Source organism: Lactobacillus sp. ESL0677 (assembly GCF_029392875.1).
GTDB lineage: Bacteria > Bacillota > Bacilli > Lactobacillales > Lactobacillaceae > Lactobacillus.
Genome location: NZ_CP113946.1, coordinates 1,829,210 through 1,853,779, shown reverse-complemented (window position 1 = coordinate 1,853,779; position 24,570 = coordinate 1,829,210). Strand labels below are relative to the sequence as shown.

Genomic DNA, 24,570 nt, shown 5'->3' with positions numbered 1-24,570 from the left:
TTATATTTAAAGTACTGTAACTGCTGAAAAGTTTTAAAACTGAGCAAAAAACATATTTTTAATTGGAATGCTAATTTATAATTTTTGATTTTACCCGTGATATTTAAACGGACAGGTTTCCAAATGGTCATTAATCAGACCAATACCTTGTAAGTAAGAATAAATTACAACAGGACCAACAAAGGAAAAGCCATCCTTTTTTAATTGCTTGGCTAGTTGCTTAGCAACGTCATTAGTTGTTGGTACATCGGTCATTGCCTGAGGGTGGTGGATTAGCGGCGTCCTGATAAACTCCTGCAAATAGCGGCCAAAGCTGCCATATTTTGCTTCGATAACTAGAATTGCCTTGGCATTTTTAATGGCAGCGGTAATTTTTTGGTGGTTACGAATAATGGACTTATCTTGCATTAGAATTGCAATGTCTTCATCGGTCATTTGGGCAACTTCTTCAGGAACAAAATTTTTGAAGGCACGCCGAAAATTTTCCCGTTTATGCAAGACAACAGACCAATTAAGTCCAGATTGAAACAGTTCCAAAACTAGCATCTCATAGAGATATTGTTCATCTAGATTGAGTTTGCCCCACTCACGGTCGTGATATTGCTGCATTAAATTATCTTGACTGTCGCCCCATGGACAGCGTAAATGTTCTTCCATATTAATAGCTCCTTTGAACTTTATTTTACTTGCTTAATATTAAGTACGCAAAAAATGGTGGAAATAATAATGCAGATTTTATGGTACTAATAATTAATTTGCCATTGAGTAGTAAAAGTAATATATTAATGTAAGCGAATACAAGAAATAAATTTTAGGAGGATAAAAATGAAAGACGTACATGGAATAATTAGTGAATTTGACGAATATCAGGGTCATAAAATTCAAAAGTTGAGTCTGACAAATGCTAACGGGGTGACATTATCACTGTTAACTTTAGGCTCAACAATTTATGAAATCAAGGTGCCAAGTAAGAAGGGCACACACAATATAGTTTTAAATTACTATCATAGTAAAGACTATCTTGCCAACCCATTTTATGTTTGCATGGCGATTGGTCGAACAGCTGGGCGAATTATGAATGGGCAAATTGTCCTTGATGGTCAGACAACGCAATTACCACAAAATGAGGGGACAACAACTTTGCATGGTGGACCAACAGGCTTTAATAGTCAAATTTGGCGGGGCAAAATTATTTCAACTGCTGAAGGTGATGCAATTGAAATGAGTCATTTACAAAAAGATGATGGTTACCCAGGCGAATTACAAGTAAAGATTATTTACACCCTGTCATCTGATGATATTGTTGGTATCAAGTACAATGCTACGAGCACGGCTGATACGGTCTTTAACCCAACGCAGCATGTTTACTTCAATTTAGGTATTGATGATACGATTACTAGGCAGGTACTGAAGGTAAATGCGGCGCAAATTCAGGAGTTAGACAATAATAAGATCCCAACTGGTAAGCAAATTTCAGTTGGACATACTCCGTTTGATTTTCAGCAACCAACAAGTTTGGGCAAAGCAATTGCTGGAATGAGTGATACTGCTGAAAAAGGTTTTGATGATATTTTTGCAGTTAAGCCAGACGATGACAATTTGATCGCCAAGTTAGTAGACCCAGAAACTGACACTAGTGTGGGTATTGAGTCCGATAGAAACGGCTTGGTAATGTTTACTGCTAATTCATTTACTAAAGATGAGATGAACTTGATTAGAACTAATGGTGTGGGTCAACCATACGAAGGAATTGCGCTTGAGCCGCAGACTTTGGCTAAAGCTGGCAGTGCGCGAGACTTTTCCGCAATTGAATTGAAAAAGGGCGAGGAGAAGTCATACATAATTAAGTATCATTTGCGTTATGAAAAGTAATACTATATATATAGCTATTAGCCTATTAATAAGAGCAATACACAAGTTACTAGCTGAAGCCAAAGTATAGAAATTTCAAGGGCGCTTTTGGTCAAGTCGGAATAAGTTAAAAATATTGCTGAACAGATAGTTGCCAATTTGAAATAAAATTAAAGAATTTATCGTTGAGAAGTGATAAAGGGACTAGTTTAATAACTATTTTTGGTATAATATAAGTTGAACTTTAGGAGGATACCATGGATAAGTTAGAGACAATGACTTTGGCCGATGACTTGGCCGCGAACCAAGAAAAGATTTTGAATAAGGAAATAGCGTTTGATGCAGATGCTGTTTATCGTGCAGTTGATAGCTTGCATATTTTAAACAAGCCGCTTAAAGACTACTTTGATATGACGCAAGAGCAATATTACGAGACTGAAAGTGATCATAAGCTGACCTTGATTAAATTGTCAGAGAAGCTAACAGACTTGCATGATCGGATTTTAACTAATCATGTGGATGGTTTTGTGGATAAGGATGAAATTAATCTGACTTATAATCATGAAGATCCTTATGAGGATAATTTTTATAACAGTACAGTTGATTATCATGTTGTCGCATATAGTCTTAAGGTAATTAGTGCGGTTCAAGCAATCGCCTTTAAGGACTTACAAGGGGTATTGTCAAAGGATGCGGTTTTGTCAATTGGCTTGGCAGCACATGCTTTAGCAGAAAATGCATAATTTTTAAGCTGGACTATTATTGGTTCAGCTTTTTTTGTTAGGGGCCAAAATCATGAATGTGTTTAGGCATGCAGAAGGATTATTTGATCGTTTAATTGGTGTTAAAAAGCGGGCGGCTTTTAAGAATAAAAGTACAGAACTTGATCCAATGCAGGAGTATATGACGGTTGGCGAGTATCTCGTTGATGGTAAGCAGGGGACGCCGGGAGGTCAGCCGTATAACTTGACTGTTTATAAGGATGAGAACGGCGTTTTACATCAGGCACTCAGCTTAGAGAGTACGGAAAAATTGGCGCCGGAATACGTGCGGGAGTTTAATCAAGAGTTAGGTCGCTATCGCGCGTTTGCTAATCGTAAGACTGGGCGGCGCTATGTGACGGAACAGTACCTTGACGAATTTATTACTCGAGTTCACGATCACGTGCGTCAGGGTAAGAATTCCGTTAATGTTAGTGTGATTTCTGATACCCACTATAAGGATCGCAATAGCAGTGATTTTTATGGTTGGAACGGATTAACCCATGTTAATGAATTTTCTTATCTGGATGATTCTGGCATGCTTGACCTTAAAGTTCATCTGGGTGATTGGATTGATGGCTCAGACACAGGATTTTTAAGTGAGAGTGAGCTGATTAGGCTGCGTGATTCCTTTATATCTAACAAAGTTCCATCAATCATGATTAAGGGCAATCATGACGAAAACGATAAGTATGATGAACATCATGATTTAAAGGCATCTTTTCCCGAAAATGAATTTGAAAGTATTATGTGGCCCAAAATGTATGCCCAACAGGACATTCATTTTATTTCGCACCAGCATGGCGTCTGCTACTACGATGTTGATGATTTGCGCTTTATTTCCGTTAATACTTCGGATGTTCCTTATGAGCTCGATGCCCAGGGGCAAAAGAAGTATGATACTAAAATAACGCTAGCAGTTAGAGAAGACCAGATTGAAGAAATTATTGAAATTTTAGAGCAATCATCAAATAAAAAAATAATTTTAATGAGCCATGCTAATCCGATTAACCGTAAGGGGACTAATGCTTTAAAGTACAATGGTCGCTCGCTGCATGAGCTTCTTGTTGCGTTTAACCAATGTGAAAAAGGACAGATGCATTCTAGTCGCGGAATACCACCAGAATTTCGCTTGGCAAATGATTTTGACTTTACTAATATTAAAAATGCGCGAATTATTGCCTACTTCTGTGGTCACCGCCACCGTGAAGACCAATATCGCATCAACGGCATTCAGTATATTTTGTTTAACTGCTCGGCTTTGATGGGACCTAACCATGTGCTGACGACCAAGTACAATAAGAATTGGAATCGCCAGATTGACCACCATACTGAATTTGCTGGTTATATTGTAAATATTGACTTGCACCGCCATGCTATCCAAGTATTTGGTTATGGTGCTGCATCTAAACGCAGAATCTTTTATATTTAGTAAAATTGAGCCGGACATCTTGGTAATCGTCCGGCTTTTAGCATATAATAAAACAGTTAAAATAAAGAATTTAATAGATTAAGAAAACTAATTAAGGGAAGATAAACTATGTGCGGAATTGTCGCATTTTATGATCCAGAAATAAATGACAAACAAAAAGCCATTGGTAAAATGATGGCAACGATTAAACACAGAGGTCCAGATTCTGACGGAATGTATACTAATGACAAGGTTGCACTGGGCTTTAGAAGATTATCAATTATTGATTTACGCTGTGGTAGTCAGCCAATTTTTAATGAAGATAATACACGAGCAATTATTTTTAACGGGGAAATTTACAATTTCCAACCATTAAGAAAAGAACTGATTGATGCTGGACACACCTTCACCACTGAAACTGATACAGAAGTATTACTGCATGGTTTTGAAGAATGGGGAATGGATGGTTTGCTCAAGCGTGTGCGCGGAATGTTCGCCTTCATTATCTGGGATGATAATACTCAAACAATGTATGGTGCGCGGGACTTTTTCGGAATTAAGCCACTCTATTACAGTGACGAAAACGGACATTTGCTCATGGGTTCAGAACTGAAGAGCTTCTTTGCTTTCCCGGGTTTTAAACGGCGGTTAAATACAGAAGCAGTTAAACCATATTTAATGAACCAATATAATGACCTCGAGGAAACCTTCTTTAAGGGAGTTCACCGCTTCCCAGCAGGTCACTGGTTTGAATACAAGGACGGCAAGATGACGACCCATCAATATTGGGATGCCGAATACAAGGCTAACAATTTGAGCTTTGAAGAAACTGTTAAAAAGATTGATGACGATCTTAAAGAAACGGTTGACTTGTACAGAATTGCTGATGTGCCAGTTGGTGCCTTTTTATCAGAAGGTGTAGATTCTAGCTACATTACCAGTATTTTGGATCCCGATGATGTCTTTTCAATTTCATTTGATGATGCAACTTATGATGAGGCATCGAAGGCAAAGGCCTTGGCTGACATTAAGGGATGGAAGTTCTTCTCCGATAAAGTAAAGTCGGATGAAGCAATGCATGACTTCCCCGAAATGCAGTACCACATGGATGAGCCGGATGCGAACCCGTCAATTATTCCGCTATGGTACTTGTGTAAAATGGCGCGTAAGCACGTGACAGTTGCTCTATCAGGTGAAGGTGCCGATGAGTTATTTGCTGGTTATGTCAATTACGGGATGCACACGCATAACAACATTATTAAGGTCTTTACATCACAATTAACCAAATTGCCGAAGAAGACCAAGGTTAAGTTGGCACACACAATTAAGAAGATGCCAAACTTCCCAGGGAAAGTGCATCTGTACACTAATTTAGCTGAGCCAAGTGAGTTTTACGTTGGTCAATCTGTTATTTATGATATGGATTACCCGACAATCTTTACTTCCGAAGATGCCAACAGCATTTTGAAGCCGTCATACCGCAATAAGTTGACGGTTAACAGTATTTACCAGTCTGACTTTAAGAAGGTCAAGGACCTCGATAATGTTCGCCAAATGCAATACATTGACTTGCACCACTTTATGCTGAATGATATTGAGCAAAAAGCAGACAAGATTTCAATGGCCCACTCACTAGAATTACGGGTACCATATCTTGACCGCAAGATTGCTGAGCGAGCAAACGCGATTCCAACTGAATATTTAGTTAATAAGCATGACACCAAGTATGCTCTGCGTAAGGCTTCTGAAAGAGTTTTGCCGGATGAATGGGCTAAAAGGCCAAAATTGGGCTTCCCAACGCCAATCAAAGAATGGCTGCAAGAGCCACGATTTGATAAGCAAGTACGAGAAATGTTTAGTGAAGACTTTGTTAGCGATATTTTTGAGCAAGATAAAATTTTGCAATTACTTGATGAAAACTTCAATGGCGATGGTTCTCACCGCCGTCAGATTTGGACAATCTATACCTTCCTTGTTTGGTACAAATTATTCTTTGTTGATTATGAGGGCACTGTTGCCAAGTACCAACACGTGCAGCCGGAAGTAGCTAGCTTGATTGAACAAGGCAAGCTAGTTTAATAGGAGCAAGATAATGAATCAAGAATTTACGCCGATTTTATTGGGTAGCGATATTAATGTCTATGGTATGGCACGCTCGTTTAATCAAGCTTATGGCATTAAGGTTAAGGCGCTAGCTGACAGTCAGCTTGCAGCAACGCGTTATTCAAAAATAATTGAAGTTGAGTTGCACCAAGGCTTTAGTGAAGATCCAACTTTTATGACGGTGATGCGTGAGCAGATGAAAATCTATCAAGACCATCAAGAACCAGTGATTCTGATTGCTTGTGGCGATGGCTATGCAGAGCTGCTTGCTAAACACAAGGACGAACTACAAGACGTATTTGTTGTTCCGTATATTGATTATGACTTGCTTGAAAAATTGATTTCTAAGGAAGGCTTCTATCAAATTGCTGAAGAATATGGCTTGCCATATCCTAAGACCAAGATTATTACTAAGGCTGACTTTCAGGCTGAAAATTATTTGCAGCTGCCGTTCGATTATCCAGTTGAATTAAAGCCGGAAGATCCTGTTTCTTGGCTTGATGTTCACTTTGAGGGGCGCAAAAAAGCTTTCACGATTCATGATGAAACTGAATTAACAGATATTGTTGGTAAAATCTACGGTAATGGCTATGAAGCCGACTTGATTCTGCAGGACTTCATTCCCGGGGATGACTCTAACATGCGGGTGCTAAATGCTTATGTTGATAAGGATCACCACGTTAAGATGATGTGTATGGGTCATCCTTTGTTAGAAGACCCAACACCCCAATCAATTGGTAATTACATGGCAATTTTGCCGGAATATAATGAAAAATTATACGAGCAAGTTGAAGCTTTTTTGGAAAAACTCAATTATACCGGAATGGCTAACTTTGATATTAAGTATGATGAGCGTGATGGCCAATACAAGTTCTTTGAGATTAACTTGCGTCAGGGCCGGTCGAGCTTTTATGTAACTTTGAATGGCTATAATTTGGCTAAATGGTATGTTGATGATTACGTTAATGATAATTTGAAGGAAAAGTCGACGGTTTACGGTAATAAGTTAAAGTCCAAGCATGTTCTATGGCTGGGCGTTCCAGTTAAGATTTTTAAGGAATATGCTTATGATAATGAAGCTAAAGAGGCTGCCGAAGAATTGATTCATGAGGGTCGCTATGGTACCACTGTCTTTTATGATAAGGATCGTAATTTTAAGCGCTGGCTGTTAATGAAGTATATGTTCCATAATTATTATGACCGTTATAAGAAGTTTTATCAGATAAACAAGGGTCAATTTTTTGAAAAGAAACCACAAAAATAAAGTTATTTGTGTTGTAAAAATATTTTGAAGAATAATAGGATAATTTTGATTTTTTTGATAAAATTACTTTAGAAAAGGGTGATTAACATGCAAAACATTGAAAAATATGCTGAAAGAATTAATAAAATAGTTTTTGGTGATTCAATAAATTATGAAGACTTAGAATTTTATTTAGAGCAACAGGGTATAGATGTTAGGTATGTAAGTAATCCTGCTTTAGATGGCTATTTAAGATGGGATCAAAATGAAGGATGTCCTGTTATTACAGTAAGTATTTCTAATAATGCTTTAGTACGTCAAAGATTTACTATGGCGCATGAATTAGGACATTTGATTTTAGAACATGATTGGATACCAGGAGCAAATAATGATGCTGCTGAGTTAAAATTACAAAATAAGAATGTATTGAATACATTAGCTTATCGTGGAAAAGCTAAATATACGAAAGAAGAGTATGCTAAAGAAAGAGAAGCGAATAAATTTGCTGCTTCGTTTTTGATCCCTATTTCAGGGCTTAAGATTATGGTTCAAGAGGCAATAGATAATAAGCAAAGTGGAGATCAATTAATTAATGATGTTGCGAGAAAATATAAAGTATCTACTCCTACTGCTAGATTTAGAGTAAAACATTATTTGGAGAATTTTGTTGGATGACGGTAGATGATAAATCTAAAGAAGAAGCTAAAAAGATATTACAAGAAATATCTGAAAGCATAAAAAGTGATGGGCGGAGTACGTTAGGTTTTGACGAGGCTTATAGGAATTATCAACAAAATATTCGAAAAACTACAGCACCTTCAACAGAACAATTAAATAGTGTTAGTGAAGAAACTTCATATAGTGAACGTGATACTTTTGAAGAAGCTTTAGAAGCCGAGAAAATAAAAACTAGTCATTTAATAACCCACATAGATGATTTTGTTGAGAAAGAATATAGAGAAAAAGAAATTGCTAAAAAATGGTTCACTATAGGACTTACAATATATTTTTTGCTTGTTACAGGTTTTACAGCTTACGTACTATTGAATAATTTTTCTGATAGTGTTAAAAGTACTTTAATTGGTGGATTTTTTGTAAATTTAATAGGTTTGTTTGCTATTGTATTTAAATATATTTTTTCATCTAGTAAAGAATTGTATGACCTGTTAATAAAATTGATCGAAAAAAATCATCATAAAAATAATGAAAAATAACTTTTTGGAACACCACTTTGCTAAGGGGTGTTCTTTTTTGGTACTTCTTGCTACACTGGTAATTGGAACTTAAATGGGAAGGACTGAATAAATGAAACTTACACATGGATCTAATAATGAAACAGAAATTAAATTACGTTGGTTGCTGCTAGGTGAATTGGCCACGTGGATTGGGTCAAGCTTTGTTTGGCCGTTGACGTCTGTCTATTTAAACAAGCAATTGCACATTAGCCTCTCAATGATTGGGGTTGTCTTATTTTGCAATTGTGCAAGCAACGTTTTGGGATCACTTGTGGCCGGGCGTTTTTATGACCGCTGTAATCCTTATCCCTTAATTGTGACAGGACTAGCTCTTGATGCAATTATCTTATTTTTGATGGCCTTTTTCCATGGCTGGCCAGCTTACTGGATTTGGCTAACGTTAACTGGATTGATTAGCGGCTGGAATGGTACGATGATTAATTCGATTGCGACTAGTCTGCGTAAATATCCGGGACGCTATGTTTTTAATTTGATTTATTTTGCTCAAAATGTGGGGACAGTTACAGGTACATTATTAGTTGGTTACCTATATGACTTCTCAATTGAATTCCTGTTTATTTTGGCTGCTAGCTTGTTTGCGATTGCTGCAATTAATGCCGCAATTAATTACCGGCCAATTATTAACTTTCATAAAAAACGCCAGGCTAAAACGGTGGCAGCTGGTGAGCAGCCAAAGGCACAACCGATGCCGAAATATAATATGATGCTCACTGTTGGCTTTTTAACATCCCTAGCTGTAACTTGGTTAATGTATATGAACTGGGAGTCTAACCTATCCGTTTATATGGTTTCATTGGGGATTCCATTCCATATGTACAGTTTGCTCTGGACACTAAACGGCGCGGTAATCGTGATTATCCAAGTAATCCTAGCTCGTTATCCGCACTTGTTTAAGAACCTGTTTCACCAGATTATCTTTGGGACATTGATGTTTGCCATTTCTTTTGTGACATTAATTTTTGCTCGCGATTTTGTTCATTTTGCCTTGTCAATGTTAATTCTGACTTTTGGTGAAGCCACAGCTTTTCCAGCTGTGCCAGCTTATATTAATGATTTGTCACCGTTATCGAGCAAGGGAAAGTATCAGGGATTAATTAATATGGCTCGTGGGATTGGGCAGGCATTTGGCCCACTATTTGGCGGCTTAATTATTGATCGTTCCGGTTATATTTCGTTTTTTGTCGTTGCGGCTGTCGGAATTTTCTTAATGGTAGTTTTGCTAATCCCATTGCATGCAAAAATGCGCAAGTATCTGACAATGTACAAGTAATTTTGTAAATATTTTTTAATAATAGTTATTTAATTAAAATGATATGATTAACTTAACTTATTTTAATCTAATACTAGAGGAGGATTATATGAAAAAACTTATTGCGGTTCGAGGTGGCAGCGGTAATATAATTGAGCCTAAAGTGGGTACTAGACCACAGGACAATATGTATTTAGCTGTTAACTCTGAATGGTTAGAAAAAACTGAAATTCCATCCGATCGTTCGCGGATGGCATCGTTTGATGGCATTGATGTTAACGTTGAGAAGCACCTAATGGCTGACTTTGCGGACTTTGCTGCAGGTAAAAAGGATATTCCTAATGTACCGAACATGGCTAAGGCTGTCGAATTATATAAATTGGCTAAGGACTTTACTAAGCGTAACGAAGATGGTGCTGCACCAATTAAGCCAGACTTAGAGCTATTAACAGGAATCAGAGACTTTTCTGATTATAATTTAAATGCTCCAGACTTAGCTACTTTTGCTTCAATCCCATTCGGCTTGAGTGTTGAACCAGATATGAAGAACACCAAGGTTAATGTGTTGAACTTTGCTGGACCAGGAACTTTCTTACCAGATACAACAACCTATGAGACTTCGGATGCTGCTAAGTTATTAGCAATCTTGCAAAAGCAGTCTGTTAAATTGCTGGAAATGGCAGGGATTGAAACTGCTGATGCTGAAAAGTATGCTGCAGATGCAATTAAGTTTGATGCCAAGCTTGCAAAAGTAGTTAAGTCGGCTGAAGAGTGGGCTGATTATCCAGCTTGTTACAACCCAATGAAGATTGCGGACTTTGAAGCCAAATTCAAAGACTTTAAGATTGCATACTACTTAAAGGAAGTTATCGGTGAGGAGCCTGATCGAATTATTGTTGAGGAGCCACGCTACCTTGACCACATTAACGAAATCATCAACAAGTCCAACTTTGATGAGATCAAGGGTTGGATGATCGTTAACTTTATCAATGATGCAGCCTCAGACTTATCGCAAGAATTCCGTGAAGCTGCCTTTCCGTTTAGTCAAGCTTTGTCAGGTCAACCGGAGCTGCAATCAGGTGAAAAGCAGGCATACCATATTGCTAATGGCGCTTTTAGTGAAGTTGTCGGCGTTTACTATGGTCAGACTTACTTTGGTGCTGATGCCAAAAAAGACGTTGAAGACATGATTCACCGGATGTTAGCTGTTTATGAGGAACGCTTGCAAAACAATACTTGGTTGTCAGAAGCAACTAGGAAGCAGGCAATCGTTAAGCTGGAAGCTTTAGAATTAAAGATTGGTTATCCAGATAAGATTGAAGAAATTTACGATCGCTTGCAAGTTATCCCAGCTAGTCAAGGTGGCAGTTTGTATTCAAATGGTCGCGCCTTTGCTGTTGAGGAACAAAAGTACAACATTGAACAATTGCACAAGGAAGTTGACCGGACAATCTGGGCAATGCCGGGTAATCTGGTTAATGCATGTTATGACCCTCAAAGAAACGATTTGACATTCCCAGCAGCTATTTTACAGGCACCGTTTTATGATTTGAAGCAGGACCGTGCAACTAACTTTGGTGGGATTGGTTCAGTAATTGCCCATGAAGTTTCTCATGCCTTTGATAACAATGGTGCACAATTTGATGAATTTGGCAATATGACTAATTGGTGGACTGATGCAGATTACGCCGAATTCAAGAAGCGGACACAAGCTGAAATTGACATTTTTGACGGGATTGAATACGGTCCAGTTAAATTGAATGGTAAGCAGATTGTTTCCGAAAATATTGCCGATCAAGGTGGCTTGACTGCTGCAGTTGAAGCCGCTAAGAATGAGGGCGACGATTTGAAGAAATTGTTTGAAAATTTTGCTCGCATTTGGGCTAATAAGCAGTTGACTGAATCAATCAAGACACAAACTGCTGTTGATGTTCATGCACCGGGTCCTGAACGGGCTAATGTCCAAATTCAATGTCAAGATGACTTCTATGATGTCTTTAACGTCAAGCCTACTGATGGGATGTGGCTTGATCCAGACAAGCGAGTTCATATTTGGTAATTGTGAATTTATGCAATAAAAAAGGAGCAGCGCGACTACACAACTCCTAAATATTAACTAAAAGAACGCTAGTATCGTCAGGTACTAACGTTCTTTTTTGTCGATATTTTTAATTTTCTTCATTCTTTAAATTAGAATAATCGCGTGTTGCTACCCGCTTAATATGTAAGTTGCGTTCAGGTTTACCTAAGATGAGTGGTACACGCTCGACAACAGTATCTGTATATTCAAGACCAAACCATGTTGCTGGGTTAGATGACAAGTTTTGTAACCAGACCCGTGCTTGGACAATCCACTTGTCAAAGCCCTTAAGCTTCGTTAATGGACTGACAACGTCGTTAACAATAACGAAGGAGAAATCACCGACTTCGCGTCCGGGCATTGTAGTGTATTCTTGTGGCTGAGCTTCAATTGTCCCGTCTTTGATTAAGTCATGGACGATTTGTCGTAAGTAGACGTTAACGCTAGTCTGCTTTTTAAAGCCAAGGAACAACTGGACGTTAATCACGTTTTTAGTATCGTAAGTATTAACGGCGTATTTTGCCGTGAACGGCTCGTTAGTAATGTTAACGGAAACAAACCAGTAAGCATGTGCCCGTTTAGGACGCTTATCCAAAATTGAGTACAAAATTTCGCGCTTAATAAATTTATTGTATTTAACTTTTGCCATATAAACTAGGTTTGTGGCGTAGACTGGGAAGTCATCGTCATGGCTCAAGTCGGTTAACATGTCGGTAAATTCGTCAAGACGTACATAAGTGTTGGCACCTTCGTGCTTATCGCGCACCTTGTTACCAAAGTACCAGATGAACATGATAACACCGATAAAGCCAGCAATTAAGACAGTTACGTAACCACCACGCATGAATTTAGTTAAACTGGAAATCAAGAACATGCTTTCGATAAAGCCAAATACCAGTAAGAAGCTTAGTCGCAAGACTAGCGGTGTCTTTTTGTTACCCAAATATTCAAACAATAACAATGTAGTCATCAGCATTGTTACCGTGATTGATAGACCATAGGCAGCTTCCATGTGTTCAGAAGTCTGGAAGAACATGACAATGGCAATGGTTGCCACACAGAGCATTTTGTTCACGGATGGAATATAAATTTGTCCGTGTTCAGTGGTTGGATAGTCAATATTCATTCGTGGCAAGAATTTTAACCCGCTGGCTTCAGAAACTAGGGTAAAGGAACCAGTAATCAAGGCTTGCGAAGCAATAATTGCGGCGATAGTTGCCAAAATAATGGCAAATAGTCGTAAATTTGCTGGTACAGCTTCAAAAAAGGGGTTTAATTCAGTCCCGTGAGTTTGGTAATTAGGATTTTGCAAAATCCATACCCCTTGTCCCAGGTAATTAAGTGCTAAACAGATGAAGACATACGGCCAAGAGCCACGGATGTTGCCCTTACCAACGTGCCCGACATCTGAATATAGAGCTTCAGCACCAGTAGTTGCCAGGAAGATTGACCCCAGGATAAAAATACCGACCTTGTTGGCAGGACTAAACAAAATTTTAATTGCCCAAAATGGATTAAGTGCTGCCAAAATTGACCAGTCGTGTGCCATGTTTAACACGCCGATTGCACCCAAGAAGGTAAACCAGACAAGCATAATAGGGCCGAATGCCTTACCAATACTGCTGGTGCCGAGCATTTGAATTGAAAATAGCAGCAGCAAAATTACGATAGTAATGACGATGACCATCGTCTGGCTGGGGACGGGGATACTAGAGCCGAACCGCATATTTTTTAACCCCTCAATTGAGGTGGTAACTGTTACTGCTGGCGTTAGTGTCCCATCTGCCAAAAGCGCCGCGCCACCAATCAAGGCAGGAATAACCAGCCATTTGGCGCGCTTGCGTACCAGCGCGTAAAGGGCAAAGATACCACCTTCACCGCGGTTAGTTGCGTTAAGTGCCACTATTACGTATTTAACCGTGGTTAGTAAAGTAACCGTCCAGAAAATCAACGAGATTGAACCCAAAATTAATTCGCGATTAGCACTTGCCAGTCCGCCATTACCGGTTAAGATTGATTTCATTACGTAAAGAGGACTCGTTCCAATATCACCGTAAACAATCCCAATTGTAATCAGCATTCCAGCGGCTGAAATGCGCTTTTTCTTTTGATCCATAGTTATGAATACTCCCATAGACTAAAATAATATTTACTTTTAAGTAAAAAAGAATGTCCAACAAGGCATTCTCTTTAAGTATCTATTTTGTTCTTTTTTTGTTGGTAGTACAAGTAAATTATGACAAAGAATTTTCGATTTTACTGCGACGGTCTTCATACCAATTGTCCCAGTCAATGTAAGTTGTCATTTTACTTGGGTCAACTTCGTCCTTCTTGGCAATTTCGTCAATCAAACTTTGGAAGTTGGCTGCATGATATTGTAAAACGTGTCTGATTAATTCTTTACGTGAAAATTTGATGTTGTCAAGCAAGTAGTGGTTAATGTCAACCATGTTGGCGTTGGTGTCATATCTGTCCATAATTTCCAAATCACGTTGATTGAATTGAGAAATGTAGAAGTCAGTGAAGACTTGTAAGTAGTCAGGCTGCTCAGCAAATTCTTCTTGTGTCATGGTAGACCAATCGGCATCTGGCATGACAACTTTAAGTTCATCATTTTCTTGTTCAGTATCTTTAGTGTTATTTTCTTGTTCAGTCAATGCGGACACTCCTTTAATAAAAATAGGAAACGTGAAAGTCAATAGTCATTTTACCGAGTTTAAGCGGTAAAAGCAACTATTGCGGTAAATTACGTTAAATATAGTTGTTATTATCTATTAAATTATATCATGTTTTTGCTCTTAAATTAGACTAGCAAGATAAAGCTCGTCCTTATAATAAGGACGAGCTGAGAATTAGTTACTTTAAAAGTTATGGTTTTAAGTATTTTTGGACATCTTGCTTGGTAATTTGGCTTGGGCTAGTGTGACCAGTACTTCTGTACATGTCGATTAAGTCCTGCGGACTCCATGACATTGAGTCAAAGCCGAGGCTCTGTAATTTTTTGCGTAATTGTGAAATTTGGCTGGCGCCAACGGTCTTGCCATTAACCTTGTGGTCGCCCATTGCACCTTCACCGGTTTTACCAGCATTGCCAGTGTCACCAGCAGTCGTTTTTGCAGTAGCTACACTAGTGCCTTTTTCTTTAGCGGCGTCTTTGTTATTAGCGATGCCTTTTTGAGCTTGTTCCTTATATTTAGCATAATATTTGCCTTCAATGTAAGGCAAATCAAGAATTTTTTGGTAAAGGTCAACAGCTTGCTGGTATTGCTTGTCTTGCTCAGCCTTTTTGGCTTGGTCAAAGAGCGGCTTCAATTCGTGCTCGTAATTGTCTTTGACATCTTTAATTGTTGCCTGTAGCTTTTGCCCTTGCTTAGCAAGCAGTGCATAGCCGTTATTTGCATTAATTACGTTATTGACATTGTTTAATGCATCAGTATATTCGCCGTCTTTAGTGGCGGAAATGGCAGTAAGCATCTTGTCAGCTTGATCTTTATATACCTTAGCTGTCGCGGTATTCTTGAGTTTGATGGCTTTAGCAAAATTGCTGCTGGCCCGGATGTAGTCCTTGTCCATTACCGCGTCCTTACCATTGTCCATTGCTTCAGTATATGCGGCGTTGACTTGATGACTGCTGGCTTTTTGGGTACCATAAATGGTACCCCCGCCAAGCACAATGATGACAACTGCCACAATTGTCCAAATCGTAGTTTTTTTCATAATAGGAAAAATCCTCCTTATTAACTTACTCTAATTATAATTGCTTAGGGCATATTTGACTACTGTTGGTGCTTTCTTAAATAAAAAGCAACTCTCTAATTTGATTATTCAATTTATTTAAACACAAAAAGTGTAAGATTACTGTATGATAGAAATTAGTAAAGCATTTTGAAAGAAGGCCATATTATGCGCGTTAATATTCTGCAACATACACCTAATGAAGGCCCGGGCTCAATCATCGATTGGGCTGAGAGTTACCATCATGAAGTTTATACGTATCATCCCTATCAGTTTGGTTATTTGCCAACTGCAGACGAGACAGAGATGTTGATTATTCTGGGCGGACCAATGAGTTCTAACGATGACTTGTGGTGGATTAAGCAAGAGCGGCAGTTAATTAAAACACTGCTGGCGCAAGATAAGCCGATTTTTGGTGCCTGCTTTGGCGCTCAACAAATTGCTAAAGCACTGGGTGCTACTATTAAAAAAGCGGCGGTCAAGGAGGTGGGCTGGGCACTCGTTCATTTGGAAACAACTGCAATTTCTGAGTTACCAACCGAATTACTTGCTCTGCACTGGCACGAAGAAATGTTTGAATTGCCGCAGGGTAGCCAATTATTATTTTCAAGTAAATATCACCAAAATCAGGGCTTTGTCATCGGTCACCGTGTGCTTGGTCTGCAATTTCACTTTGAACCTAAGGCTAATAATGTTCGCGAAATGGTCGTTAATGATTTTCCTTATATTGAGGGGTCAATCTTAAAGCAATCGGCAGACGACATTTTACGCCAATCGGTTCCGCAAGAGAACAAGGAAGTCATGTTTAAATTGTTAGATTATATTACTGAATAATAAACAAAAAGAGCAACCCGCAGTCGAGTCGCTCTTTTATTTTATTCACCCTTGAAAGTGCCAGCTTCAACTTGCTTGATGAAGTCAGCCAAGTGCTTGTAGTAAACGGCAGGGTTGTCAACCATGTGGTGGTGACCGGCATCTGGCGTTGTAACAAGACGTGAGTTAGGGATTTCTTTTTGCATTGTCTTTGCAGTGGCAATTGGCATGGTTTCGTTCTCGCCAAAAGTCAACAGCGTTGGCACCTTAATGTTCTTGAGTTGATCTCTAAAGTGCCAATCCTTTAGCTTACCCGTGATTACAAACTCGTTATCACCTTGGAAGGCATTGTAAACAGCAGTGCCACCAATGTCTTTTAGATGATAGAGCTTGGATGGCTGCTTACGGTCGACAAAGTTAATGTTTAAGATGTTAACGTCAGCTTGGTAGCGGTCGTTGTCGTAATCGTTATTGGCTTCACATTCGTGCATGAAGTCAATCTCGGTTTGTGGGAGGACTTCCTGCCGGCGACGGTTAACGGACGCAACGTATTCGTCAATTTCGTCAACCATTGAAGAGATAATGGCCCCCTTCAAGTGTTGGCCATATTTAACGGCATATTCTTGAACCAAGAGGCCGCCCCAACTTTGACCGATTAAATAAATATTGTCCAGACCTAACTTAGCCCGAACTTCGTCAACTTCATCTAAGAAGTATTCGTAAGTTAAATACTTTTTAGCAATTTCGGGGTCGGAATAATCAGGTTGGTCAGAATAAAGGGATCCAAGTTGGTCGTACATTGTTACTTGGATGTCCAAGCCCTGCTTCTTCAATTGTTCAGCAGTATCTTCCCAGTATTCGTGGTTACCTCCAGGGCCGCCGTGCAAAGCCAAAAGGTGAATGTCGCCGTGGCCTTGAGTGTTGGTCCATAAATGGTAACCGTTGTCTAAAGTGATAATTTTAGTACCAGTTTTCATATTTTCTCCTTTAATGTAATGATTACACTTTCATTTTAGCTCATATCTATATGAAAGAAAAATTACAAACGCGGTAAAAAATATTTTTTGGATTATTGGTGTTACGAAGATCACTATCTTAGTAACAATTCGCGTTAAAAGATACCGCTTACTTCTGATATAATAAAAAAAGTACATGAGAAATCATGTACCCCAAAGTTTACAATGAAAGGAAGTCTTATTTTGACAAACCTTTTGGTGTTTGGCACTGGCTATGGGGTACACTGGCATGTACCTTGAGACGCAGTGCCGAAGTCCAATCTAATAGCTTCGTCTCACTATTACTATCTTTACCATCAAGGTAATAATAGCACGGATTTGACGTTTAGTGAAGCAGCTAAGCCATCAGGGTTTAACTGCTTTTTTATATTGTCAAAGTAATAAAAAATATTTTTTGGATTGCTAGTGCAAATTAAGCGCTTTTATAATACAATTATACTATTAGTAAGTTACTTATTGAACAAGGAGATAAATATGGCAGAACCACAATGGCTGAAGGACATGAATCCTGACGAATATATGCAAGAAGACTTCGATGCTACAGGCAAGAGCCGCTACACAGTTACGGGAATTAATAAGGAAGACCCCGACTGGTTAGATCAAGCTGCTAAGAAGGTCCATGCCGCTGAAGGTGACGATTACGTTAAACTCGACAGTGGTTTGTTAACAGTTAATCAAATTAACTGGATGTTGCGCGACACGATTGGTGAATTATCGTTTGTCGATGACAATAACCAATTCTTGTGGTACAACCGTCCAGTTGACCCAAATGCCAAGATGAAGGCTAAACGTGTTCCAGAACAAGTTGGTGATACAATGAATGATGTTCATCCGCATGTTGCCAATGTCATTCAGGAGACCAAGAAGGTTGTTCATGCACTGCGTACAAGACAAGATGGTCACGATGATGTTTACATGCCAGTTCCTACTGGTAACTTGAAGGAACTGGTGCTTCATTACTACAAGCGGGTGGTTGATGATGAAGGTAACTATGCCGGCATTTATGAATGGGTTCAAGACCTATACCCATTGGTAAAATATTTCTGTGAAACTACTGGTCAAAAGCTGGTAATCGATGAAGACGCAACAACTGGCGCAACTTTCAGACGTAATTCCGATCCTGATGCAAAAACCGGCGCTTCTACTAAGGCAGAAGCCGCAAAAGAAGAAAAACCTGCAGAACCAGAGCCAACAACTGATACAGCTAGTGGCGCTTCTGAAAACTAAAAATCACTAAGTAGTGGTCAACTAATAGTTGGCCACTTTTTGTTATACTAAAAGCATAGATTGTAACTTGAGTTTGTTAGGACAAAGGATGACAATGTGATGACTTTTTATACACTTAAATATATTGAGCAAAATCAAAGCACGAGCAAAACCATTCTCTACGTGTTAATTGCGGCGGCGGCACTAACGATGATTGTGTTTGCAGTTTTGTATTTGCGCCATCGATTTGATACGCGTTATCGTGATTTGGGGATTATTGCGCTGCTGTTTTTACTATTGTTTGTAGGCACGCAGTACGAAAAGTATGTGGAAACAACGCTGGTTAAGTCGCAGTCGGTTCAGATTGTGCCGTTTATCAAGTCAATTGCGCGCGATCAAGGCGTGACGACATCCGATGTTCTGGTTAATTCGACAACGCTGCAGAATGGTATAATTGTGCGTATTAATTCTAAAGACACTGATTATCAACTTAACTTAAATGAGGATAATAACAGTTATACCTTGAGTAAAGCTCACGTTATCAATCATGATGTTAATGTGAAGAATTAGGAGGCAGTCTCATGGATTATTTACAACTTTTTATTAAATTTGCCCTTGGTGTGTTAACCCTGATTTTTCAGATTAATGTCTTTGGCAAAAGCAACTTGGCACCGACGACGGCTCTGGACCAATTACAAAATTATGTCCTTGGTGGCATTATCGGCGGCGTGATTTACAATGCCAATATTTCTGTCTTGCAGTTTTTGCTGGTACTGATTGTTTGGACGCTGGTCGTTTTCATTCTTAAATATGCGCGTGAGCACAATAATTGGGTGCGCAACGTGATTGATGGTAAGCCAATTCAGGTAATTAAAGAGGGTAAGGTGCTTGTGCGCAACTGCTTAACTGCTGGAATCTCTGCCAATGAGTTAATGTTTAAATTGCGCAGCCAGGGGATTTATTCGGTTGAAAATGTCAAAAATTGTATTTTTGAAAAGAATGGCCAATTAACTGTCATTCAAAAAGATGAGACAAATGTCCGCTTTCCTATTATTAATGATGGTCAAGTTAATCAAGATGTGCTTGAATTAATTCATAAGGATAATGAATGGCTTACAGAAGAAGCCCGAAAAGCCGGCTTCAAGAACGTGAGTGATGTCTTTTTAGCCGATTTTAATCATGGCAAGCTATCGTTTACGGGTTATCATGATAATTAGAAAAGGAAACTATGGAAAATTTAGACAAGGCAAAGCAGTTGTTAGCAGATGCTGAGGTAGTCATCGTAACTGCGGGCAATGGTATGGCGCAAGTTGAGGGGCTGGACATTCTAGCTCAAGGGACGTTTGACCAAGACTTTCCGGTAATTGCGCAAAAGTATGATGTGCATACAATTGGGGATGCTCTAGACAAAAGATTCGCGTCATGGCAAGAGCAGTGGCTGTTTTGGAGTAAATTGGTGCAAAAATATACGCTGGCTTATCAGCCGAGCAAGGCAATGCGGCAATTAAAGCAACTGATTGGTCAGAAAGAGTACTTTATTGCTACGTCGACTTTTGGGCATTTCTTTGAAACTGCAGGCTTTAATGAAAACCGAATTTTTAATGCCTTTGGTGATTGGACCAAGATGCAATGTTCAAGTGGGATTAACCACGGCCTAAAAGATAATCGCGCAATTGTTGCTAAACTGGCAACTAAGGAAATTGACCAAGTTACGGCGGCAATGGTGCCTAAATGTAAAATTTGCCAGCAGCCAATGGAATTGCACATGCCGTTAAACGCGCACTTTTATCCCGATACTGCTGCCAATACCCGGTTTCGTTGGTTCTTGACAGGGAACGAGGACAAGCGTGTGGTTTTCTTGGAACTCGGCGTTGACGCGACAAGTCCGCAGCTACTTGATCCGATCGTGCATTTAGTCCAGCAGTTTCCGCAGTGGTCGTATGTGGCAGCCGACTTAACACCGGAGCTGTTGCCGGATGATTTGCAAAAGCGTAGTGCGGCAACTGGGAGTGGTTCTGCGGCATTAATTGCCGGTTTAGTACAAAAATAGTGGGAAGTAAGGATGAGTATTTTTATTAAAAATGGGGTGCTGCATGTTTCTGGTGCCCAAAATAAGTTGCGTGGTAAGGGACAAGAGCTGCCGAGCTTTTTGCCCGACTACACAATGCTGGATATTGAAACCACAGGTCTTAGTCCTTACCGCGATCACGTGACGGAACTAGGCGGCGTGAAGGTGCGGAATAATAAGATTGTTGCTCGATACAGCAACTTGGTGACTTATCCCGGGTCTAATAAGGTGCCAGCCTTTATCACTAAGCTAAATGGGATTACCGAGCAGCAGCTGCTTGATGAAGGTATCCCTGTGAGACGGGCAATGACCGAATTTCGCGAGTTCATCGGGGATGATGTGATTATTGGTTATAACGTTAATTTTGACCTGAACTTTTTGTATGATTTAACTAAGAAGTTCAAGCTGGCTGAGTTGAACAATGATTACGTTGATGTCTTGCGACTAGCGCGGGTGTATTATCCCCGCCAACATAATCGCTTGCTTGACTGCATTAGACGTGCCGGGATTGCACAAGTTGAGCAGCACCACGGCTTAGCAGACTCGATTGATACCAAAAAGGTCTACGATGATTTTCGTGAGCATTTTACTGATGAATTGCTGCAGCAGGCTAAGGATAAGGTAAAAAATCTGGATTTGTTGGCAGATGGATTGGAATCGTGGCAGTTGGGTTTTCGCAATCCTGTTAACAACAAGAAGATTGTCTTTGCGGGCAATTTGGGGATGGCTAATGAGGAAGCAATGCAGCTGGTTAATAACCTCGGTGGTCAAGCACAGGTTGAAGTTACTCCAGATACCGATTATTTGATTATGGGCGACCATGATTTCTTTGATAAAAATAATGCGGCAAGGCTCAAGGCTGAGGAGCTTAATCACGATGGCAGTAAGATTAAACGCTGGTCAGAGAAGTTCTTTCTTAACATGCTCGATGAATGGGCAAGAAGTTAAAACTAAGCACGATGACAATCGCGCTTTTTTATTGCACATATTGCAAACAACAGTTCGATTAGTTATACTTAATTGATATTAATTAAGGAGTAATTTTATGGCGCGCAAGCGAAGTAAACGAACTAGCAAGAAAAGCAGCAACTTTTGGTCAGTTGTGATTATTTTGATTGCTCTCGTGTGGGGTGTCTCGACTAAGGGTGGCAGTGACTCCAGCGGCAATCATTTGGTCGACCAATTGACTGGCAAAAAGCCGCAGACTACTGATGTGGGTAAGGCACAAAGAGCAGCAAAAGTTTATGGTGGTCTTGCTCAAAAGGACTATCAAAAGTTGGCGCAACTGAATTTTAAGAGTGGTAGTAAAGCCTATATTACGGTCAATCATGACCATTCCACGTTGATTAAGAATGCATGGAAGGTCAACCGGGTAATTTATTCTGATTTGGACAGTTTGAACCGCACGTCACATTCCAACACGGCCTTTTTGGAAAAGCGGAACGTGGCTAATGATAGCTTGCGTGTGCGGCAGTTCGTTGAGCCAACGGCGTGGCATTATAATCATCGAGGCAGCACCCAGCTCTATAACCGCGGGCACATGATTGCCTATTCCGTGTCAGCTGGGATTGATCAGGAGGGAAATTATAACCCTAATAATAAGTCTGGCGACCAAAATAATCCGAAGAACCTTTTTACACAGACGGCATTTTCTAATCAAAAGATCCAAACGATTTTTGAAAGTAAAATTAGGGCAGCGTTGCGGGCTAACAAGCGGGTAATTTATCAAGCAACGCCGATTTTTCGTGATAATGAGTTGATGGCGCGCGGGATCAATCTGCAGGCTGTAACAACTGACGGCAGTCTGGACTTTAACGTGTATCTATTTAACGTACAGCCAGACTATATCTTTGATTACGCCGATGGCCGCGCCAAGGTTAATCATGAGTTACAGGTAATTGAATAACTGAATGGGGGACTATTGGGGCATAGTCCTTTTTTCTTGAGCTGCTGTTGACTTTTTGGCTAATATAGAATAGTGTATTAGTTGGGCAATACAATTAATAGAAATGGTCCGAGCATCATAATTATTGCTTTGCCTAAATGATACGAGAGTAGGTGCAAGCAGCAGAAAGTTATAATGAAAAAATGTCATTAGCAGTCAAAAACTTTGGCTGCTTGGATAAACAATAAATATACTACTAAAGGACTACTGTAATGCAGTAGTCTTTTGGTATCTCACACAATTTTGCTCCGTTTTTAAATAAAAATGTTACACTTGGCGGTTTCAATTCGTTAGTAATAGTGTAAGACATCTAGCGCGCAGGTCGATTACACAAACGCTATTATTAATTACTAAGGAGTAACAATTATGAACTTTGAATTATCAGACCAATCAATCCAATACACTTTTTTGAATGAAAAATACACCGGCGGTGCCAAAAGTCGTATCTTAAATAATGTGAAGGAGGGCGTAACGGCAGCTGGTCTAGCAGATGTTGGGGCAGCCTTATCAACATTGCAAGGTGATACACTTGGCGCGGCGACTTTAATTCAAAAGCAAATCGTACCATTGGCAGATTAAGAAAAGTAAAGCAATTACTAGAAACGAATAGGAGTAAATAATTATGACTAAGACAACAAAGACTCTTCAATTGGTATTTTTAAATGGTGCAAATAAGCGTTCCAGCTTATCTCTGCCTGATGCAGCAAATGACTTAGAACCAGCTGCAGTTAAGGCAGCAATGGATGCAATCGTTAAGGCTGATGCCTTCCAAAAGGATGGAGTTGATCTGTATAAGATTCCTCAATCTGCTGCATATATTGAACGAACTGTTACTGATATGTTTGACGATACTGCAAGTGAGCCAGAACAGCCTGCTAATCCTAGTCAGGTTGGCTAAGATAATTAGGACAATTAAGCAGTTCTTTAACAGATAGAGATTAAAAGGGGCGTGGATTCCGTTGAGGGATGCATGCCCCTTTAATTTTATCTATAAATTTGTTCTTTTTTGAATAAACCATGCTATAATAAACTCATAGCGAATATTTTCCGTGTTATTCCTCATTGGGGTAACCCAAAAAGCCATATCAAGGTGCGACTTGATATGGCTTTTTTTCACTTAAAGAAGCGTTTGGGTTATACTATCATCGCTTACTGCGGTTACGTAGATAGCATATAACTTTATCTACTAACAGATTGACCAATTGAATAATCAATTTAGTCAGAACTGCGATCGCAATTTGTGCGAATATTTTTCGCATTTTCCTCACCTCCCTTCGTATTAAGGAGGTGCGATGGCAAATAAAATTATGTCAAAATAAGTTAATGATTGATATATGAAATTAGCAAATAATTGTTCTTTTTTGAATAAACCATGTTATAATAAACTCATAGCGAATATTTTCCGTGTTATTCCTCATTGGGGTAACCCAAAAAGCCATATCAAGGTGGATGCTTGATATGGCTTTTTTTTCACTTAAAGAAGCGTTTGGGTTATATGACTTACGTCATCGCTTGTTGCGATCTCGTAGATAGCATATAATTTTATCTACTGACAGATTAACCAATTGAATAATCAACTTAGTCAAAACTGCGATCGCAATTTGTGCGAATATTTTTCGCATTTTCCTCACCTCCCTTCGTATTAAGGAGGTGCGATGACAAATAAGATTATACCAAAATAAGTTAATGATTGATATATGAAATTAGCAAATAATTGTTCTTTTTTGAATAAACCATGTTATAATAAACTCATAGCGATAATTTTGCGTGTTATTCCTCATTGGGGTAACCCAAAAAGCCATATCAAGTTGTGCCTTGATATGGCTTTTTTTT

General features: G+C 39.3%; 23 protein-coding genes. 18 read left to right on the top strand and 5 right to left on the bottom strand.

Going from position 1 to position 24,570, the window contains the following annotated elements; all coding sequences use genetic code 11:
- Positions 1-90: 90 nt before the first annotated feature.
- On the bottom strand, positions 91-657 hold the full coding sequence (locus OZX76_RS09050) for a DNA-3-methyladenine glycosylase I (RefSeq protein WP_277179622.1): 567 nt from the start codon (positions 655-657) through the stop codon (positions 91-93).
- A gap of 168 nt (positions 658-825) precedes the next feature.
- Between OZX76_RS09050 and OZX76_RS09045 the strand changes: the two genes are divergently transcribed.
- The 9 genes from OZX76_RS09045 to OZX76_RS09005 all read left to right on the top strand — a co-directional run bounded on the left by OZX76_RS09045 (position 826) and on the right by OZX76_RS09005 (position 11,933).
- Complete coding sequence (locus tag OZX76_RS09045) at positions 826-1,872, top strand: aldose epimerase family protein (protein ID WP_277179620.1); 1,047 nt, start codon at positions 826-828, stop codon at positions 1,870-1,872.
- Positions 1,873-2,108: 236 nt separating this feature from the next.
- Entirely contained in the window at positions 2,109-2,594 is a 486-nt protein-coding gene (locus OZX76_RS09040) for a hypothetical protein (RefSeq protein WP_277132194.1), read from the top strand.
- A gap of 52 nt (positions 2,595-2,646) precedes the next feature.
- Complete coding sequence (locus OZX76_RS09035; RefSeq protein WP_277179618.1) at positions 2,647-4,044, top strand: metallophosphoesterase; 1,398 nt, start codon at positions 2,647-2,649, stop codon at positions 4,042-4,044.
- Positions 4,045-4,152: 108 nt separating this feature from the next.
- Complete coding sequence (gene asnB, locus OZX76_RS09030) at positions 4,153-6,102, top strand: asparagine synthase (glutamine-hydrolyzing) (protein WP_277132190.1); 1,950 nt, start codon at positions 4,153-4,155, stop codon at positions 6,100-6,102.
- A 13-nt stretch (positions 6,103-6,115) separates the two neighbouring features.
- Positions 6,116-7,390 (top strand): carboxylate--amine ligase, encoded by a 1,275-nt coding sequence (locus tag OZX76_RS09025; protein ID WP_277179616.1) that lies wholly within the window; start codon positions 6,116-6,118, stop codon positions 7,388-7,390.
- 87 nt (positions 7,391-7,477) lie between these two features.
- Complete coding sequence (locus OZX76_RS09020; RefSeq protein ID WP_277132186.1) at positions 7,478-8,044, top strand: ImmA/IrrE family metallo-endopeptidase; 567 nt, start codon at positions 7,478-7,480, stop codon at positions 8,042-8,044.
- Positions 8,041-8,583 carry a hypothetical protein gene (locus OZX76_RS09015; protein ID WP_277132185.1) on the top strand — a complete coding sequence of 181 codons (543 nt, stop codon included), beginning with the start codon at positions 8,041-8,043 and terminating at the stop codon, positions 8,581-8,583. Before OZX76_RS09020 ends, OZX76_RS09015 begins: the two co-directional genes overlap by 4 nt.
- 91 nt (positions 8,584-8,674) lie before the next feature.
- Entirely contained in the window at positions 8,675-9,895 is a 1,221-nt protein-coding gene (locus OZX76_RS09010) for an MFS transporter (RefSeq protein WP_277179614.1), read from the top strand.
- Between the two features lie 88 nt (positions 9,896-9,983).
- The gene (locus OZX76_RS09005; RefSeq protein WP_277179612.1) at positions 9,984-11,933 is read left to right on the top strand and encodes a M13 family metallopeptidase; all 1,950 of its coding nucleotides are present in this window, start codon (positions 9,984-9,986) and stop codon (positions 11,931-11,933) included.
- A gap of 109 nt (positions 11,934-12,042) precedes the next feature.
- Here OZX76_RS09005 and OZX76_RS09000 read toward each other — a convergent pair whose 3' ends face one another.
- The 3 genes from OZX76_RS09000 to OZX76_RS08990 all read right to left on the bottom strand — a co-directional run bounded on the left by OZX76_RS09000 (position 12,043) and on the right by OZX76_RS08990 (position 15,671).
- The gene (locus tag OZX76_RS09000; RefSeq protein ID WP_277179610.1) at positions 12,043-14,070 is read right to left on the bottom strand and encodes a KUP/HAK/KT family potassium transporter; all 2,028 of its coding nucleotides are present in this window, start codon (positions 14,068-14,070) and stop codon (positions 12,043-12,045) included.
- Between the two features lie 118 nt (positions 14,071-14,188).
- Positions 14,189-14,611, bottom strand: a complete 423-nt coding sequence (locus OZX76_RS08995; protein ID WP_277179608.1) for a hypothetical protein — start codon at positions 14,609-14,611, stop codon at positions 14,189-14,191.
- A gap of 211 nt (positions 14,612-14,822) precedes the next feature.
- On the bottom strand, positions 14,823-15,671 hold the full coding sequence (locus OZX76_RS08990) for a hypothetical protein (RefSeq protein WP_277179606.1): 849 nt from the start codon (positions 15,669-15,671) through the stop codon (positions 14,823-14,825).
- A 186-nt stretch (positions 15,672-15,857) separates the two neighbouring features.
- Here OZX76_RS08990 and OZX76_RS08985 point away from each other — a divergent pair, with 186 nt between their 5' ends.
- On the top strand, positions 15,858-16,523 hold the full coding sequence (locus tag OZX76_RS08985; protein WP_277179604.1) for a type 1 glutamine amidotransferase: 666 nt from the start codon (positions 15,858-15,860) through the stop codon (positions 16,521-16,523).
- 41 nt (positions 16,524-16,564) lie between these two features.
- Here the strand turns inward: OZX76_RS08985 and OZX76_RS08980 are convergent, their stop codons facing one another.
- The gene (locus OZX76_RS08980; protein ID WP_277179602.1) at positions 16,565-17,479 is read right to left on the bottom strand and encodes a prolyl aminopeptidase; all 915 of its coding nucleotides are present in this window, start codon (positions 17,477-17,479) and stop codon (positions 16,565-16,567) included.
- Between the two features lie 513 nt (positions 17,480-17,992).
- Between OZX76_RS08980 and OZX76_RS08975 the strand changes: the two genes are divergently transcribed.
- From OZX76_RS08975 to OZX76_RS08940, 8 genes are all read left to right on the top strand, one after another.
- Entirely contained in the window at positions 17,993-18,745 is a 753-nt protein-coding gene (locus OZX76_RS08975) for a PAS domain-containing protein (RefSeq protein ID WP_277179600.1), read from the top strand.
- A 99-nt stretch (positions 18,746-18,844) separates the two neighbouring features.
- Entirely contained in the window at positions 18,845-19,294 is a 450-nt protein-coding gene (locus OZX76_RS08970; RefSeq protein WP_277179598.1) for a DUF3290 domain-containing protein, read from the top strand.
- Positions 19,295-19,305: 11 nt separating this feature from the next.
- A complete protein-coding gene (locus OZX76_RS08965) occupies positions 19,306-19,941 on the top strand; it encodes a DUF421 domain-containing protein (protein WP_277132172.1) in 636 nt (211 codons plus the stop codon).
- Between the two features lie 11 nt (positions 19,942-19,952).
- Positions 19,953-20,774, top strand: a complete 822-nt coding sequence (locus OZX76_RS08960; RefSeq protein WP_277179596.1) for a Sir2 family NAD-dependent protein deacetylase — start codon at positions 19,953-19,955, stop codon at positions 20,772-20,774.
- A gap of 12 nt (positions 20,775-20,786) precedes the next feature.
- Positions 20,787-21,740, top strand: a complete 954-nt coding sequence (locus OZX76_RS08955) for an exonuclease domain-containing protein (RefSeq protein WP_277179594.1) — start codon at positions 20,787-20,789, stop codon at positions 21,738-21,740.
- Between the two features lie 97 nt (positions 21,741-21,837).
- A complete protein-coding gene (locus OZX76_RS08950) occupies positions 21,838-22,698 on the top strand; it encodes a DNA/RNA non-specific endonuclease (protein ID WP_277179592.1) in 861 nt (286 codons plus the stop codon).
- Between the two features lie 405 nt (positions 22,699-23,103).
- Positions 23,104-23,316 carry a DUF1659 domain-containing protein gene (locus tag OZX76_RS08945; RefSeq protein WP_277132167.1) on the top strand — a complete coding sequence of 71 codons (213 nt, stop codon included), beginning with the start codon at positions 23,104-23,106 and terminating at the stop codon, positions 23,314-23,316.
- A gap of 43 nt (positions 23,317-23,359) precedes the next feature.
- A complete protein-coding gene (locus OZX76_RS08940) occupies positions 23,360-23,635 on the top strand; it encodes a DUF2922 domain-containing protein (RefSeq protein WP_277179590.1) in 276 nt (91 codons plus the stop codon).
- Positions 23,636-24,570: the final 935 nt, after the last annotated feature.

Excerpts from the sequence above, each read along its gene's own strand:
- OZX76_RS08975 (WP_277179600.1), top strand. The coding sequence starts at position 17,993 with ATGGCAGAACCACAATGGCTGAAGGACATGAATCCTGACGAATATATG.
- OZX76_RS09000 (WP_277179610.1), bottom strand. The coding sequence starts at position 14,070 with ATGGATCAAAAGAAAAAGCGCATTTCAGCCGCTGGAATGCTGATTACA.
- OZX76_RS09015 (WP_277132185.1), top strand. The coding sequence starts at position 8,041 with ATGACGGTAGATGATAAATCTAAAGAAGAAGCTAAAAAGATATTACAA.
- OZX76_RS08965 (WP_277132172.1), top strand. The coding sequence starts at position 19,306 with ATGGATTATTTACAACTTTTTATTAAATTTGCCCTTGGTGTGTTAACC.
- OZX76_RS09005 (WP_277179612.1), top strand. The coding sequence starts at position 9,984 with ATGAAAAAACTTATTGCGGTTCGAGGTGGCAGCGGTAATATAATTGAG.
- OZX76_RS08980 (WP_277179602.1), bottom strand. The coding sequence starts at position 17,479 with ATGAAAACTGGTACTAAAATTATCACTTTAGACAACGGTTACCATTTA.
- asnB (WP_277132190.1), top strand. The coding sequence starts at position 4,153 with ATGTGCGGAATTGTCGCATTTTATGATCCAGAAATAAATGACAAACAA.
- OZX76_RS09010 (WP_277179614.1), top strand. The coding sequence starts at position 8,675 with ATGAAACTTACACATGGATCTAATAATGAAACAGAAATTAAATTACGT.
- OZX76_RS08960 (WP_277179596.1), top strand. The coding sequence starts at position 19,953 with ATGGAAAATTTAGACAAGGCAAAGCAGTTGTTAGCAGATGCTGAGGTA.
- OZX76_RS08950 (WP_277179592.1), top strand. The coding sequence starts at position 21,838 with ATGGCGCGCAAGCGAAGTAAACGAACTAGCAAGAAAAGCAGCAACTTT.
- OZX76_RS08940 (WP_277179590.1), top strand. The coding sequence starts at position 23,360 with ATGACTAAGACAACAAAGACTCTTCAATTGGTATTTTTAAATGGTGCA.
- OZX76_RS08955 (WP_277179594.1), top strand. The coding sequence starts at position 20,787 with ATGAGTATTTTTATTAAAAATGGGGTGCTGCATGTTTCTGGTGCCCAA.
- OZX76_RS08990 (WP_277179606.1), bottom strand. The coding sequence starts at position 15,671 with ATGAAAAAAACTACGATTTGGACAATTGTGGCAGTTGTCATCATTGTG.
- OZX76_RS09035 (WP_277179618.1), top strand. The coding sequence starts at position 2,647 with ATGAATGTGTTTAGGCATGCAGAAGGATTATTTGATCGTTTAATTGGT.
- OZX76_RS09025 (WP_277179616.1), top strand. The coding sequence starts at position 6,116 with ATGAATCAAGAATTTACGCCGATTTTATTGGGTAGCGATATTAATGTC.
- OZX76_RS09050 (WP_277179622.1), bottom strand. The coding sequence starts at position 657 with ATGGAAGAACATTTACGCTGTCCATGGGGCGACAGTCAAGATAATTTA.
- OZX76_RS08970 (WP_277179598.1), top strand. The coding sequence starts at position 18,845 with ATGACTTTTTATACACTTAAATATATTGAGCAAAATCAAAGCACGAGC.
- OZX76_RS08945 (WP_277132167.1), top strand. The coding sequence starts at position 23,104 with ATGAACTTTGAATTATCAGACCAATCAATCCAATACACTTTTTTGAAT.
- OZX76_RS09020 (WP_277132186.1), top strand. The coding sequence starts at position 7,478 with ATGCAAAACATTGAAAAATATGCTGAAAGAATTAATAAAATAGTTTTT.
- OZX76_RS09040 (WP_277132194.1), top strand. The coding sequence starts at position 2,109 with ATGGATAAGTTAGAGACAATGACTTTGGCCGATGACTTGGCCGCGAAC.
- OZX76_RS08985 (WP_277179604.1), top strand. The coding sequence starts at position 15,858 with ATGCGCGTTAATATTCTGCAACATACACCTAATGAAGGCCCGGGCTCA.
- OZX76_RS09045 (WP_277179620.1), top strand. The coding sequence starts at position 826 with ATGAAAGACGTACATGGAATAATTAGTGAATTTGACGAATATCAGGGT.